General features: G+C 63.0%; 15 protein-coding genes. 5 read left to right on the top strand and 10 right to left on the bottom strand.

Translation table 11 applies throughout. From position 1 onward, the window contains the following. Window positions 1-113 precede the first annotated feature (113 nt). Window positions 114-575, top strand: a complete 462-nt coding sequence (locus RBB18_RS05875) for an Lrp/AsnC family transcriptional regulator (protein ID WP_103764178.1) — start codon at window positions 114-116, stop codon at window positions 573-575. A 4-nt stretch (window positions 576-579) separates the two neighbouring features. On the opposite strand, the gene tpiA is transcribed toward RBB18_RS05875, so the two are convergent. From tpiA to RBB18_RS05830, 9 genes are all read right to left on the bottom strand, one after another. Continuing rightward, complete coding sequence (gene tpiA / locus RBB18_RS05870) at window positions 580-1332, bottom strand: triose-phosphate isomerase (protein WP_103764179.1); 753 nt, start codon at window positions 1330-1332, stop codon at window positions 580-582. 59 nt (window positions 1333-1391) lie between these two features. Then, window positions 1392-1742: an iron-sulfur cluster assembly accessory protein gene (locus RBB18_RS05865; RefSeq protein ID WP_103764180.1), complete on the bottom strand. Its 351-nt coding sequence runs from the start codon at window positions 1740-1742 to the stop codon at window positions 1392-1394. 32 nt (window positions 1743-1774) lie between these two features. Then, complete coding sequence (locus RBB18_RS05860; protein WP_306110825.1) at window positions 1775-2494, bottom strand: DUF3307 domain-containing protein; 720 nt, start codon at window positions 2492-2494, stop codon at window positions 1775-1777. Continuing rightward, window positions 2491-3108, bottom strand: a complete 618-nt coding sequence (locus RBB18_RS05855) for a MarR family transcriptional regulator (RefSeq protein ID WP_306110824.1) — start codon at window positions 3106-3108, stop codon at window positions 2491-2493. Before RBB18_RS05855 ends, RBB18_RS05860 begins: the two co-directional genes overlap by 4 nt. 50 nt (window positions 3109-3158) lie before the next feature. Next, on the bottom strand, window positions 3159-3521 hold the full coding sequence (locus RBB18_RS05850) for an SUF system Fe-S cluster assembly protein (protein WP_103764183.1): 363 nt from the start codon (window positions 3519-3521) through the stop codon (window positions 3159-3161). A 210-nt stretch (window positions 3522-3731) separates the two neighbouring features. Then, complete coding sequence (rimK, locus tag RBB18_RS05845; RefSeq protein ID WP_103764184.1) at window positions 3732-5138, bottom strand: 30S ribosomal protein S6--L-glutamate ligase; 1407 nt, start codon at window positions 5136-5138, stop codon at window positions 3732-3734. 113 nt (window positions 5139-5251) lie between these two features. Beyond that, window positions 5252-5524: an NfeD family protein gene (locus tag RBB18_RS05840; protein ID WP_103764185.1), complete on the bottom strand. Its 273-nt coding sequence runs from the start codon at window positions 5522-5524 to the stop codon at window positions 5252-5254. Continuing rightward, a complete protein-coding gene (locus RBB18_RS05835; protein ID WP_103764186.1) occupies window positions 5521-6411 on the bottom strand; it encodes an SPFH domain-containing protein in 891 nt (296 codons plus the stop codon). The genes RBB18_RS05840 and RBB18_RS05835 overlap by 4 nt, the downstream gene beginning before the upstream one ends. An 87-nt stretch (window positions 6412-6498) precedes the next feature. Then, window positions 6499-8172 carry a mechanosensitive ion channel family protein gene (locus RBB18_RS05830; RefSeq protein ID WP_306110823.1) on the bottom strand — a complete coding sequence of 558 codons (1674 nt, stop codon included), beginning with the start codon at window positions 8170-8172 and terminating at the stop codon, window positions 6499-6501. Window positions 8173-8323: 151 nt separating this feature from the next. Here RBB18_RS05830 and tgt point away from each other — a divergent pair, with 151 nt between their 5' ends. From tgt to RBB18_RS05815, 3 genes are all read left to right on the top strand, one after another. Next, window positions 8324-9454: a tRNA guanosine(34) transglycosylase Tgt gene (gene tgt, locus RBB18_RS05825; RefSeq protein ID WP_306110822.1), complete on the top strand. Its 1131-nt coding sequence runs from the start codon at window positions 8324-8326 to the stop codon at window positions 9452-9454. Window positions 9455-10220: 766 nt separating this feature from the next. Continuing rightward, complete coding sequence (gene lon, locus RBB18_RS05820; protein WP_103764188.1) at window positions 10221-12632, top strand: endopeptidase La; 2412 nt, start codon at window positions 10221-10223, stop codon at window positions 12630-12632. Window positions 12633-13156: 524 nt separating this feature from the next. Beyond that, a complete protein-coding gene (locus RBB18_RS05815) occupies window positions 13157-13882 on the top strand; it encodes an NAD(P)H-dependent oxidoreductase (RefSeq protein ID WP_306110821.1) in 726 nt (241 codons plus the stop codon). 116 nt (window positions 13883-13998) lie between these two features. On the opposite strand, the gene RBB18_RS05810 is transcribed toward RBB18_RS05815, so the two are convergent. Next, window positions 13999-14199 (bottom strand): hypothetical protein, encoded by a 201-nt coding sequence (locus RBB18_RS05810; protein WP_103764190.1) that lies wholly within the window; start codon window positions 14197-14199, stop codon window positions 13999-14001. 127 nt (window positions 14200-14326) lie between these two features. On the opposite strand from RBB18_RS05810, the gene RBB18_RS05805 reads away from it, so the two are divergent. Next, window positions 14327-14692, top strand: a complete 366-nt coding sequence (locus RBB18_RS05805) for an HU family DNA-binding protein (protein WP_306110820.1) — start codon at window positions 14327-14329, stop codon at window positions 14690-14692. Window positions 14693-14719 lie beyond the last annotated feature (27 nt).

Genomic DNA, 14719 nt, shown 5'->3' with positions numbered 1-14719 from the left:
AATAATATAGAAAATATTCCCGGTATTGCGCCACCTGACGGCGTGAATAAGGACGCTTGTTCCAATTTGCTTTCGCTGAGTTGGGAATGTCCCGGGAAAAGGAAAAATAGAGAATGAGTGTTCGCCTTGACGAACTGGACCGGAAAATCCTCTCGGAGCTTCAGAAGGACGGGGGGCAATCGCTGGACGATATCGCGAAAACAGTCGGCAGTTCCAAGACCCCGGTGTGGAACCGGATTCGAAAAATGCGCGAGGGCGGAGTAATCCGGCAGCAGACCTTTCTGCTGGATCCCGAAGCCCTTGGGCTGGAGGCGTGCTTCTTCGTCCTGATCCGCACGTCTGAACATGACAAGGAATGGCAGGACAGGTTTCTCGATGCGCTGAGAACACGGCCGGAGGTGATGGAGGCGCACCGGCTGGCGGGCGATATCGACTACATTCTCAAGGTCGTGGTCAGCAATGCGCGCGCCTATGACATCTTTTACCAGGCGCTGATTTCAGAGGTGAAAGTGCACAACGTGACGGCGCTGTTGTCGATGGAAGAGATCAAGTCAACCACGATGCTGCCAGTCTAGGTGCCTACGCTTTGCCTTCCAGCGCCTTGATAATGGGGGAAAAATCCGTGGCCTTGAGGCTGGCGCCTCCGACCAGCGCACCGTCGACATTGTCGGTGGCGAAAATCTCGGCCGCGTTGTCGGGTTTGACCGATCCGCCGTAGAGCAGCGGGATGGCGCGCCCCTCGTTTTCTCCGAAGCGACGGATCATGCGGGCGCGGATGAAGTCGTGCACCTCGTCGATCTGCTCGGTCGTGGGGACCTTGCCGGTGCCGATGGCCCAGATCGGCTCGTAGGCGACGACCGTGTTGGCAGCGGTGCACCCATCGGGCAGGGAGGTGGCCAGCTGTTCACCGATGATATCGAGCGTATTGGCCGCCTCGCGCTGAGACAGCGACTCGCCCACGCAAACGATGGCGACAAGCCCTGCGGCGTGGGCCGCGCGGGTCTTGGCGTTGACGTCGTCGCTGCTCTCGCCGTGGTCCTCGCGCCGTTCGGAATGGCCGAGAATGACGCTGGTGGCGCCGGCGTCGAGCAGCATCTCGGCAGAGATGTCGCCGGTATGGGCGCCACTGGCCTGAGCGTGACAATCCTGTCCACCGATCTGGATGGGCCCATTGGCAACGGTTGCCGCCGCTGTCTGAACCAGTGTTGCGGGCGGACAGATCAGGATATCAACGCTGGGGTCGGGATGCGCCTGTGCGAGCGCAGACAGTTCTTCCAAGGCAGCACGTGTGCCGTTCATCTTCCAGTTACCTGCCGCCAGTTTGCGCGCCATTCGTTACCTCCGGGTTAATTGACCGGAGTGGTAGCGGCTCGCGCAGGGCGGGGCAACGTCTACATGCCTTCGAACTTGATCGACTCGCCGCAGCCGCAGGCCTCGGTCACGTTGGGATTGTTGAACACGAAACCCGATTCCAGAAGCGAGGTCTGATAGTCGATTTCCGTTCCGAACAGGAACATCTGCGCCATGGGGGCGATCATCACGCGCGCACCGTCCTGCTCGACCACCTCGTCGTTGGGGTCGACCTCGGTCACGTAATCCATGGTGTATTCCATGCCCGCGCAGCCGCCTTTCTTGACGCCGATGCGCAGGCCCTGGTGGCCATCCTTGTCCATCAGGCGGGCAATCATCGACGCCGCTTTCGGGGTCATGCTGACCGCCTGTTTGCCTGGAATTCCGAACATGGTGCTGCCTTTCTCGCTGCGATGTCCCCAATCTATGCAAGCCAAACGGCAATCTCAAGCGGGGGCAGCAAATCCATCCAGGCGCGCGTGGCCTCGGACACCAGGAACGCCCATGCAAAGGAGGCCAGCGTGCCGATGATCACGTATTCCGCCGTTTTCTGGTCACGCGCGGCGGTGCCGAAGCGCAGGATGGATTTCGCGGTGATCAGGAAGCCCACGCCAAGCGGTTGATTTGCCATGACGAAAAAGAAGATCAGCCCACGCTCGATCAGCCCGATCTGGCGGCCGCCGTTGCGCAGTCCGCGTTGCTGGATCAGCACACCGTGCGAGCGCATCAGCAGGCCGACGGCGTACTGACCGGCGACCAGGGTGGTGACCAGCCCGGCCAGAAGCGCCATGAGCGGCAGCAGGGTCGGCGTGTCGGCCCATGCGCCGGTGGCCCAAAGGGTGGGGGCGTGGAACGCGACGGCGATGATCACCAGAAGATGCAGGGCCTGATCGGCGAGAAACGCGGTCAGCCCCTTGAAATTGCCGTAGGTTTTCGCGCAGTCAATGGCCATGTGCGCGGCGGCGAGGGCCAGCACGGGCAGCGCGGCGACCTCGCCCAGCGCGGCCAAGGAGGCCACCAGTACCAGCGCCCCGTGGAGGAGCATGACGCCGAAGTGACGCTTGTTGCGGTGAATCCAGTCCGTTTGCAGGACGAAATCGGACAGGACATGGGCGAAGAGGAGGGCGGTGAAGGTCTCGATCATTCCGACGCCTCCAGGAGTGTCAGGGCATCATGCAGGGCCGGGTAGCCGGCGGCGTGCAGGGCCTGGTCGATGGCCTGGCGGGAAATGCCGAGGCGGTCGGCGGCGACGCGGCGCGGCCCGGTCCCGGGGGGCAGCATCGCGGCCACGGCGCGGGCCTGGGCCTGTGTCCAGCCCTGCGCGATGTGGTCGGCAAGGCGGTAGGTGGCATCGAGCGGGCCACCGGCGGCGTGCGCGAGAAGCGTGTTGCCCGTGAGCGACTCCAGCAGGCGGCCCGAGGCGCTGAACGCGGGGCCGTGGGCGCTGTTGGGGTTGGCGTCAGGCCCGTCGGGCAGGGTGCCTTCGCCGATCGCCACGGCGATGCGGGATTGCACGGCCGGGTCCAACGCCATCAGGCTGGATTGCAGGTAAAGCGTTGATCTGAGGTCATATTCGGATGCGTTGACCGCCAGTTGCCAACCGTCACCTCCGCGCCGTCCGAAGGCCGCACTAGCGTCTTGGCTCCAAGCGGAAATGTCATCTGACAGCCGATCGAGGCAGGCCATGACATCGTCGAGACGCTTTGCCGAAAGGGCAGTGGACTCGACGATATCGCCGGTGAAGACGGTCCAGATCATGTGCAAGTAATATTACTTGCTTTTGAAAAATGCAAGCGTTTTTGCTTGCCTTACATGAATCCGAGTTCGAGGCGGGCCTCGTCGCTCATCATGTCCATGCCCCAGGGCGGCTCCCACGTCAGATCAACATCAACTTGTTTCACACCTGCTAACGGCTCGATCGCCTCGGCAACCCAGCCCGGCATCTCGCCGGCAACGGGGCAGCCCGGGGCGGTCAGGGTCATGATGACGCTGACCTCGTTCTCGGCGGTGATGTCGATCGTGTAGATCAGGCCCAGATCGTAGATATTCACAGGGATTTCAGGGTCATAGACCGAGCGGCACGCCTCGACGATCTGATCGTAAAGCGGGTGATCCGTGCTGGAGGGCGCGATCAGCGGCGCGCCTTCGAGGGGTTCTGGCTGCTGGGTCATGTCACATCCTGTGCGGTTATCCGACTGAATATATAAGGATACGAGAGCGGCGCGTCCAGAGGGCGCGCGGTGGATTAACACCTCGATTTCGGCCGGAAGGGCGGGGGTGACACGCGTGCACCCCCCGTGCACCGGGCGTGCACCGCCCCGGCGCGCCACCAGACGGCGCGCATTGCTTAACGCGCGGCGGATGACGTTGCGTGGCCGGCCCTATTTGCCGGAGCGGCGGCGGCGGATCGGGGCGGGGCGCACGCGGCTTTCGATGTCGTCGTAGAGCATGCCGACGATGTTCTTGCCGGTGGAGGTCTCGATGCCTTCCATGCCGGGCGAGGAGTTGACTTCGAGCACCTTGGGCCCGGCCTCGGCCCGCAGAAGGTCGACGCCCGCCAGCCCCAGGCCGAAAGCGCGGGCGGCGCGCAGGGCGGTCTCGCGCTCGGTCTTGGTGATGCGCACCGACTTGGCCGAGCCGCCACGATGCAGGTTGGAGCGGAAATCGCCCTCGGCCCCGGTGCGTTTCATAGAGGCGACGACCTTGCCGCCGATCACGAGGCAGCGGATATCCTCGCCCGCGGCCTCCTTGACGAAATCCTGCACGAGGAAGTTGGCCTTGAGGCCGCGGAAGGCGTCGATCACGCTCTCGGCGGCCTTCTTGGTTTCGGCGAGGACAACGCCCTTTCCTTGCGTCGACTCCAGCAGCTTGACGATCAGGGGCGCGGTGCCCACGAGGCCGATGAGGTTGCCGGTGTCCTGCGGCGAGGCCGCGAAGGCGGTGTTGGGCATCCCGACCTTGGCGCGGGCCATCAGCTGATGCGCATAGAGCTTGTCGCGGCTGGAGGAGATGCCGGCCGAAGGGTTCACGCAATAGGTGCCGATGGTCTCGAACTGGCGCACGACGGCGGCGCCGTAGGACGTGATCGAGGCGCCGATGCGCGGGATGACGGCGTCGTAGCGGGGCAGGCGCTTGCCGTCGTAATGCACCTCGGGTGCCAGCGTGTTGATCGCCATGTAGCAGCGCGTGGTGTCGATGACCTCGACGGAATGGCCGCGCTTCTCGCCCTCCTCGACGAGGCGGCGGGTGGAATAGTTGTTTTCCCGCGACAGCACCGCGATGCGCAGGGAGCGGTTGGGCTGGGCCTCGCGCATCTTCTTGGTGTGATAGACCTCGTAGTTCAGTTCGGGCTGAAGGAAGCGGTCGGTGGCGACGATCGAGATGTGATCCTTGAGTGCCGTGCGGCCCAGCAGCATCCGGCTGTTCATGGTCGAGCGGTTGGTCAGCGTGATCTCGATGGGCCAGGACTGGCCCGCGACCTCGAGCTTGCTTTCGATGACGTAGCGCAGTTCCTTCTCGCCGTTCGAGGACGCCACCTCGCGCCGGTCCACGATGGGGGCGGAGCAGGGGATCACCAGGTCGTCGCGTCCCGGGATCGGGTGGACGGTGAAGCGAACCTTGGGTTTCGAGGACGGCCCGAAGGTTTCGATGTCAAAGGCGTGCAGCGCGGAGGTGCGCGCGCCGGTATCCACCTTGGCCCGCAACGCCGGCACGCCCAGTCCGGGCAGGGAAATCCATTCTTCCCAGCCAAAGTTCAGGATCTCGGGGCTGTCGGCGGAGTCTGTCATGGAACGGCCTTCTGGTTGTGGATCGGTCGGCGGTGGAACTGCAAGTTTCACCACGTAATGCATGTCGGCACAAGGTTACGGTAAGGTGACGGTCGCGGGGGCGGCGCGTGGAGCTACTTGTTGATGTCTTCGTCGAAATAGCGGGTCTGGTCGTCAGACGCCCGGAAGACGCGGCGCAGTATCAGCCATGCCACCAGCGAGATCCCCGCGAAGAGGGCGAGGAGCGTCGGCGGCGCGAAGGGGCCGAACAGGGCAACCAGCGGGGCCATGACCGCGGCCCCGACCGCGATGCCGAGGAAGATGTAGCCCGGCATCAGCAGTTCGAGAATGGCGATGGCAAGCGCGGCGCAGAGCCAGACCCACCAGTGCGACAGCAGGTCGATCATGGCTTGCCCTTGAGCATGGTAAAAGCGTTGGCGAAGGCCTCGACCGCGTGGGCGGGCACGATGACGGTTTGAGATGACGGTCCCTGGCCCAGGGCGTTGAGCGCCTCGACCTGCTTCAGGGCGACCTGGTATTGCGCGGCTTCCAGCCCGTTATCGGCGATGGCGCGGGCCACGACGCCGGTGGCGTAGGCCTCGGCGTCGGCCTGGATGCGGCGGGCCTCGGCGGTCTTCTCGGCGGCGTAGAGATCGGCGTCGGCGGCCAGTTCGACGGCGCGTTTCTGGCCCTCGGCCTCGGTCACCTGCGCGCGGCGGGCGCGTTCGGCGTTGAGCTGTTGCAGCATGGCTTCGCGCGTGGCCTGGTCGAGGTTGACGTCGAGGATCTCGGCCCGGGTGACCTCGATCCCCCAGTTGTCGACGGCGTCCTCGACATGCTGCTTGATCGTGTCGATCAGTTGCGAGCGGTTGGCCTGCACGTCGTCGAGATCCATCTTGCCGATCTCGGCGCGCACGATCCCGGCGACCGTGGTGGCGATGGCGGCGTCCACGTCGCGTATGCGGTAGACGGTCTTTTCGGGATTGGTGATGCGGTAGAAAACGGAGGTTTCAACCTCGACCAGCACGTTGTCGCGGGTGATGGCGTCCTGGCTGGCATTGGGCAACTGGCGTTCGAGGATCGAGACGCGGTGCCGGATCTTGTCGAGGAAGGGCACGATGAAATTGATTCCCGGCCCCAGCACCGAGCGCAGGCGACCGAAGCGTTCGACGACATGCTGTTCGGATTGCGGAACGATCTTCACGCCCTGGAAGATCACGATGAACAGCAGCAGCGCGAGCAAGATGTAGGACAGGTTGGAAGAGAGCAGGTCGATAATCTGGTCTTCGGTCATCGGGATCCCCTTTGAAAAGGTCCCGGTTTAATAGGGCCAGCGCGCGCGCCAATGCAAGGCTTTGGTGGCGGTGCCGGGCGCGCGGGATCAGCCGTCGGGGTAATCCTGCGCGGGGCCTTGGGGCAGGAACGGCTTGCCGGTTTCCTTTTCCAGCTCGGCCGCGCGGGCCAGCAGGCGTTCGCGGCAGGCGGTTTCGAGATCCCAGAAGGTGGACTGGTCGGGCGTGGGCAGGCCGAAGAGGACCTTCTTGCCGAAGACGTCCTGGTCGGCGACCCAGACGCCCGCGTCCTCCTTGGACCCCAGCGTGCCGTCGTCGATCTCGTCCATGATCTCGAAGAACGCCTTGCGCAGGGCCTCGACATCGGCGGTCTGGGCAAAGGTCATGCGGATGGGGCGGGTCATCTCGCGGTCGCCGGCGGAGAGGTTCTCGAAAGGGTGTTTGACGAAGTGGCTGACCGGCACGATGAAGCGGTTGCCGGTCCAGATTGCCAGCTGGACATAGGTGAAGTGGATGCGCTCGACGGTGCAGAAGCGGTCCTCGAAGATGATCTGGTCGCCGATGCGGGCCGAGCGGTTCAGCGCGATCTGCACGGCGGCGAGCAGGTTGCCGAGCACTTCGCGGGCGGCGAAACCCAGCACGATGGTGATCGCACCCGCGCCGGCCAGAAGCGTGTAACCCAGCGAATTGAAGACCTGCACAGAGCTGAGCAGCGTGGCGGCGCCTGTGATCACCGCCAAGATGATGACGAACTTGCGGAAGCCCGACAGCATGGTGGCCATGTTGCGATAGTGCGAGTTGCCGGGGATGGCCAGTTCCTCCGGGCTGTTGAGGCTGACACGGTCGAAAATCTCGTCGGCGACGCGCACGGCGGCCAGGGACAAGCCCACGACGTAGCCCAGCAGCACCAGCGGCCCGACGATGACGCTGATCGGGCCGGTGACCACCAGAAGGCGGTTGGTGGCAAAGCCGATGATGGCGGAGATCACGATGATGGTGGCGGGCAGGCGGAAGGCGCGCACGCAGGCCTGAACGATCCTGCGGCTGGAGAACTTCCCGAGCCAGCCGACGAGGTGATACGCGAGATAGCCCAATAGGAAGGCAATGACGGTGATGACGGGCAGCACCAGCCATTCCCAGACATACATCCCGAAGGGTCCGCGTTCACGCGCCCAGGGGGGCATCGCCATTTCCAGCTTGGTCGGCTTGAACCGTTCGTAGAGCGCCGGGATATCGCGCACGCTTTGGCGCGAGATGACCCAGACGGGATCGCCGTTCGCGGGTTTCACGCGGTTCAGGCGCAGGGGCACGGGCCGCTTTTCCAGCTCCAGCATGTTGAGCAGGATCGAGCGGCGCACGCGGCCGGCACCGGGATCTTCCTGGGCGCCGTCAAGCCAGCCGTCGGGCCGGTCCGAGAGGTCAGTCCACGGGATCAGCACCTGCCGGTCGATGATCATCTTCAGTTGCCGCGCGAGGTTCGCGCCGCGGTTGGCCTGCGCGTCGAGTGGCAGGTCCCCGAGGTCCAGCAGGTGGGCCGCGGCGCCGTACTGGTCGTCGTCGAAGAAAGACAGAAGCGATTCCATCGCCGAGCGGGGCGTGTCGCGGTCGAGCGCCGCGGGAGGCTCGGGCAGACCGGGGTTCAGCAGGTCGATCTCGAAATAGGGCTCTTGCGCCAAGGCCGCGGATGCGCCGGACAGTATGACAAGAAGCGCCGCCAAGAGGCTGCGCAACGAGGCGGCGATGTTGTGCATGTGTATCTTCACGTGTCCCGTCGTTTTTGTTTCACCATAACCCAGCCTGTCTCGGTTTGGTTCATTTTCTTCTGCGTGCCGTGGCGTCGGGCCCATATGCGGGATGATTGAAGCTTTCGTCAAAGGCGTTATGGAGGGCGCATCGAGGTCAAAGGGTGATGACATGACGAACGGGGTCGCATTCGAGTTGGGCGGAACGGACGGGCAGGCGCGGACGGGCGTGATCCGCACGCCGCGGGGCGAGGTGCGCACGCCGGCCTTCATGCCGGTGGGGACCGCCGCCACGGTCAAGGCGATGATGCCCGGATCGGTGCGCGAGACCGGCGCGGATATCCTGCTGGGCAATACCTATCACCTGATGCTGCGCCCCACGGCAGAGCGGATCGACGCCCTGGGCGGCTTGCATCGGTTCATGAACTGGGATCGACCCATCTTGACGGATAGCGGCGGGTTCCAGGTGATGAGCCTTGCGGGGTTGCGCAAGCTGACCGAGGAGGGCGTCACGTTCAAGAGCCATATCGACGGGTCGAAGCACGAGCTGACGCCGGAGCGGTCGATGGAGATCCAGCGCCTCTTGGGCAGCGATATCGTGATGTGTTTCGACGAATGTCCCGCGCTGCCGGCGAGCGACGACGAGGTGGCGCGGGCGATGCGCCTGTCGATGCGGTGGGCGGCGCGGTCGAAGGACGCGTTCGGCGACCGGCCGGGGCATGCGCTGTTCGGGATCATGCAGGGCGGCGTGACGCAGGAGTTGCGCGAGGAAAGCGCCAAGGCGTTGGTCGAGATCGGGTTCGACGGCTACGCCATCGGCGGGCTTGCGGTGGGCGAGGGGCAGGAGGCCATGTTCGGCGTGCTGGATTATGCCACCGGGTACCTGCCACAGGACAAGCCGCGCTACCTGATGGGGGTGGGCAAGCCTGATGACATCGTGGGCGCCGTGAAGCGTGGCGTCGACATGATGGATTGCGTTCTGCCGTCGCGGTCGGGGCGGACGGGGCAGGTGTTCACCCGGCGCGGCGTGCTGAACATCAAGAACGCCCGGCACCAGGACGACCCTAGGCCCCTGGACGAGGCCTGCACCTGTCCGGCGTGCAGAAACTATTCCCGTGCCTACCTGCATCACGTGTTCCGCAGCCAGGAGATCATCAGTTCCATGCTGCTGACCTGGCATAACCTGCATTACTACCAGGAGATCATGGCGGGGATGCGCGAGGCGATCGCCGCCGGAGCGTTCGACGCGTGGGAGGCGGAGTTTCATGCCCGGCGGGCTGAAGGGGATATCGCGCCGATTTGATAAAGATCTCTGATGTTTAGCCAGGGCGCCGGTTTTCGGACCCAGATTGTTTCCAAAACGTGATCTAAATTCGTTAGGCGGTGGGCGGATTTTCGCTTATACTGGTTCTATCATTTTGGGAAGTGATATATATTACAATGACTTACGCTGCCTTTACTTTTAGCTGGATGTTTGTCGCACTTTTCGCGGCAATGTTGCTCGCCTGACTTGAATCACGCGTCAGGCATGTTGTGTGCCATGAAATGTACCGGTCCCGTAGCAGGGGCCGGTACATCTTTTTTGAACCCGGCGGCGGTAGAGCGCGACCCAGAGGCATCACGATACTGTGACAGACTGGGAGCAATGAAATGACCTATGCCGCATTCACCTTCAGCTGGGCCTCGGTGGCTGTTCTGGCCGCGATTTTTCTGGCCTGAAGCGCTGTCGATTTCAGGGCCAGGTCGTGGGGGGGGCGAACCTCGGACTTCGACCTTGGCCGCCCAGCCTGTTCTAGCCCGTCTGTTCAGGGTGGGGACGTGCAGGCCGGGGGCGCCACCTTGTCAAATCGAACCGTTCTAGAAGGCCTTCTTCGCGGCGCCAGCGGTAAGACTGCGCATATTTGATGCTTGTACCCTTGCGTGGCGCAAGGCATTCTGCACGCGACCTGGCCGGGGGCGAGGTTGAATCCGGGCCGCGAGCGCCCAGATTAACAGTATCGAAACGGAGAAGGACGGTGGTTGCCGCAATGTCGGGACCGGAGCCTTCTTGCCAATACAGGATAACGAGCATGTTAGAACCCCTTAACGCCTCTTACCCGGTCTTGCCGCTACGCGACATCGTCGTGTTCCCGCACATGATCGTGCCGCTTTTCGTCGGGCGCGACAAATCCGTGCGTGCGCTTGAAGAGGTGATGCAGGACGACAAACAGATCCTGCTGTCGAGCCAGATCGACCCGGGCGAGGACGATCCCAATGCCGACGGTATCTACAATTCCGGCGTTCTGGCGAACGTGCTCCAACTGCTGAAGCTGCCCGACGGCACCGTGAAGGTGCTGGTCGAAGGTGTGGCGCGGGTCAAGATCACCGAGTACCTCGAGAACGAGAATTTCTTCGAGGCGCGGGCCGAGTACCTGTCGGAAATGCCGGGCGACGCCGCGACGATCGAGGCGCTGTTGCGCACCGTGTCGGACGAATTCGCACGCTATGCCAAGGTCAAGAAGAACATCCCCGAAGAGGCGCTGGCCGCCGTGACAGAGGCCGACGATGCCGCCAAGCTGGCCGACCTGGTGTCGGGGCATCTGGGCATCGAAGTGGCGCAGAAGCAGGAACTGCTGGAGACGCTGAGCGTCAGCGAGCGGCTTGAGAAGGTCTATGGCCTGATGCAGGGCGAGATGAGCGTTCTGCAGGTCGAGAAGAAGATCAAGACGCGCGTGAAGAGCCAGATGGAGCGTACGCAGCGCGAATATTACCTGAATGAGCAGATGAAGGCCATTCAGAAGGAGCTGGGCGATGGCGAGGACGGCGAAGGCGAGATTGCCGAGCTGGAAGAGCGCATCGAGAACACCAAGCTGTCGAAAGAGGCGCGCGAGAAGGCCGAGGGCGAGCTGAAGAAGCTCAAGAACATGAGCCCGATGAGCGCCGAGGCCACGGTGGTGCGCAACTACCTGGACTGGATGCTGTCGATCCCGTGGGGCAAGAAATCCCGCGTGAAAAAGGATCTGGGCCGGGCGCAGGACGTGCTGGACAAGGATCACTATGGCCTTGAGAAGGTCAAGGAGCGGATCGTCGAGTACCTGGCCGTGCAGCAACGCTCGAAAAAGCTGAAGGGCCCGATCATGTGCCTTGTCGGCCCGCCGGGCGTGGGCAAGACGAGCCTTGGCAAATCCGTGGCGCGCGCCACGGGCCGCGAGTTCATCCGCATCAGCCTGGGTGGCGTGCGCGACGAGTCCGAGATTCGTGGGCACCGCCGGACGTACATCGGCTCCATGCCGGGCAAGATCATCCAGTCGCTGAAAAAGGCGAAGACGACGAACCCGCTGATCCTGCTCGACGAGATCGACAAGATGGGCCAGGATTTCCGTGGCGATCCCGCGTCGGCCATGCTGGAGGTGCTGGACCCCGAGCAGAACGGGACCTTCGTGGACCACTACCTCGAGGTCGAGTACGACCTGTCGAACGTGATGTTCCTGACCACGGCGAACTCCTACAACATGCCGGGGCCGCTGTTGGACCGGATGGAGATCATTCCGCTGGCCGGTTACACCGAGGATGAAAAGCGCGAGATCGCCAAGCAGCACCTTCTGGCCAAGCAGATCAAGAACCACGGTCTGAAGCAGAAGGAGTTCAGCCTGGACGACAGCGCGCTGACGGCGATCATCCGGCATTACACCCGCGAGGCGGGCGTGCGGAACCTCGAGCGCGAGATCAGCAAGGTGTGCCGCAAGGCGCTGACCAAGATCATCAAGAAAGAGGCCGAGCGCGTCGACGTGACGTCGGAGAATATCGACGATTTCCTTGGCGTGAAGAAGTTCCGCTATGGCCTTGCCGAAGAGAAGGACCAGGTGGGTGTCGTCACCGGGCTGGCCTATACCTCGGTCGGTGGCGAGCTTTTGAACATCGAGGCGCTACGCCTGCCGGGCAAGGGCCGGATGAAGACCACCGGCACGCTGGGCGACGTGATGAAGGAGTCTATCGACGCCGCGTCTTCTTATGTGCGGTCGATCAGTCCTCAGATCGGGGTGAAACCGCCGCGGTTCGAGAAGTGGGACATCCACGTGCACGTGCCCGAGGGCGCGACGCCCAAGGACGGGCCGAGCGCGGGTCTGGCGATGGTGACGTCCATCGTGTCCGTGCTGACCGGCATTCCCGTCCGCAAGGACATCGCCATGACCGGCGAGGTCACGCTCCGTGGTAATGCGCTGGCCATCGGCGGGCTGAAGGAGAAGCTGCTGGCGGCCTTGCGTGGTGGCATCAAGACGGTGCTGATCCCGCAGGAGAACGAAAAGGACCTGGCCGAGATCCCCGACAACGTGAAAGAGGGGCTGGAGATCATCCCCGTCGAACACGTGAGCGATGTTCTGAAACTGGCGCTGGTGGACACGCCCGAGCCGGTGGAATGGGACGAGGCAGCCGAAGAGGCTGCCGCCGCGGAAGCTGCGCGGAAGTCCGGCGAAGACGGGGCAGGGGCCGTGACCCACTGAGCCTGCCGCACCCGTCGAACAAAGGGCGCCCAGAGTGACGCTAGTCCCTTACCGGACGTGTTGAGGACGCAAGCGCGATCTTGGGCGCACCACGGCACTGAAAATGCGAATGCCCCGCAGAGACCTGCGGGGCATTTTCAGGTTCCGAAGGTCGGCATTGCGGGACTTTGCTGCCGTTCCCGACGGCGGCAAACGCCAGCCCGAAGGCGGGGCTGACGATCGCCGGGCCGCTGCAAATGACGACTAGACTGTGCCCCTCGCGGTCTGCATCAACGCGCTTTGGCTGCTCCCGCACCAATCGAGAACAGCGCGCAAACGGGCGGTTTGGGGGAACTCGGGATGCATCGGCGACCAAAGGTCGATAGCGAGTCCGCCCAGGCGATCTGCGGAACTGTCTGGCACTTGTTCCAGTCAAGCGTGCTGTTCATCTGTGCAAGATTCATTTTCATTAATGTTTGATGAAGTATCAAAAATGAAAACCTATTCTCAGACACGACCGGAAATAAGCACGGAGAGCAGCGCACATGCATACCCATATCGTTCATGCCCATCCCGAGCCGTTATCCTACAATGGCGCCCTCACGCGCGCCGCCGAAACCCAGATGAAAAAGCAGGGCGGTACCGTCACGACGAGCGATCTCTACGGCGCGGGGTTTGATCCGGTCGAGGCGGGCCGGCATTATTCGAACCGCGCCGAGCCGGAGCGCTTTGTTCCCCTCGCGGAGCAGCGCCACGCCTGGCGCAGCGATACCGTGCCCGAGGATATACGCACGGAGATCGCCAACCTTGAACGCGCGGACCTCGTGATCCTTCAGTTTCCGCTATGGTGGCACGGTCCGCCGGCAATCCTTAAGGGCTGGATGGACCAGGTCTTCATGAATGGCGGTCTCTATACCAGCCGGATGCGCTATGGCGCGGGATATTTCAAAGGGCGGCGCGCTCTCGTTTCGGTGACCACAGGCGCGCCCCGCGCAGCTTTTGGCCCGAAAAGCCGGGGCGGCGATTTCGAGACCATGTTATGGCCCGTTCAATACTCGATGCACTACATGGGTTTCGCGGTCCTGCCGCCCTTCATCTCGTATGGCGTGCAGGGGCATGGCTACAGCTACGAAGATCGGGAAACGCTCGAAGAGAGATTGAGCGACAACCTCGGGAACTGGGCGTTACACTTGTCGAGGTTGGACGACGCAGAGCGACTTCGCTTTCCTGACTGGCCGGATTGGGATGAGGATGGACGCGCGACTGGATAGACGGGCCGGTATCCAAACCCGAGTGATGGCGCGCGCGATGCGGTCGCCGACATGGGGGGGGCGGGCTGCAAGCCGCGCGCCGTCAATCCGGTTGTTTTCGTTCGCTGAGGTGCGGCTTAGAAAGCGCCGCCGGCGATCGCCATGGTGAACACGTAGATCAGCGTTATCATCAGGATATCGATTTTGGCCGTGGAATCCTCGACAGCGGCGTCCATGACGATCTGCTGATCGAGAACGGGGTCCGAGAGGTTTCCGGCGACGGCGGGTTCGATCAGGACAAGCGATGCGAAGGCGGCTGCGGCAATGATTTTTTTCACTTTGCGATCCCCGAATTTGAGATGACCGAATCTTATGCGTCGAAGCCGAACAAAGGTCAACTCGGCGGTAGCAATCGCCGCATTTTCAGGTATCGTGTTGCAAAACTTCACTGAAAGAGGCCCCAAAATGGCATCGCGCAGTACAGCCAGCACTAAATCCGGAGCGTCCACGAAGGAAACGGACCCCGCGGCCAAACCGGAGCTGGAAGTGATTACCGAAACCTCCGGTGCCGATATCCTGTCGACCGAACTCAAGAAACAGGAACTCTTTCGATTGGTGGCAGAGCGGGCCGATCTGAACAAGAACAAGGTCAAGCCGGTGGTCGAGGCCATGCTCGAGGTTCTGGGCGAGGCGCTCGCGGAGGGGCGGGAACTGAACCTCAAGCCATTCGGCAAGGTCAAGATCAACCGGCAGAAAGATGTTGGCAACGCGCGCGTCACGGTCGCCAAGATCCGTCAGGCCAAATCGGACAGCCCGGCTGACGGAACCTGACGCTACGGGAGGCGTAAGCCGACGTGG

Source organism: Roseovarius sp. MMSF_3298, assembly GCF_030733705.1.
Classification (GTDB): domain Bacteria; phylum Pseudomonadota; class Alphaproteobacteria; order Rhodobacterales; family Rhodobacteraceae; genus Roseovarius; species Roseovarius confluentis.
The sequence above is the reverse complement of the archived record's forward strand: the minus strand, read 5'-3'. Positions and strand labels throughout refer to the sequence as shown.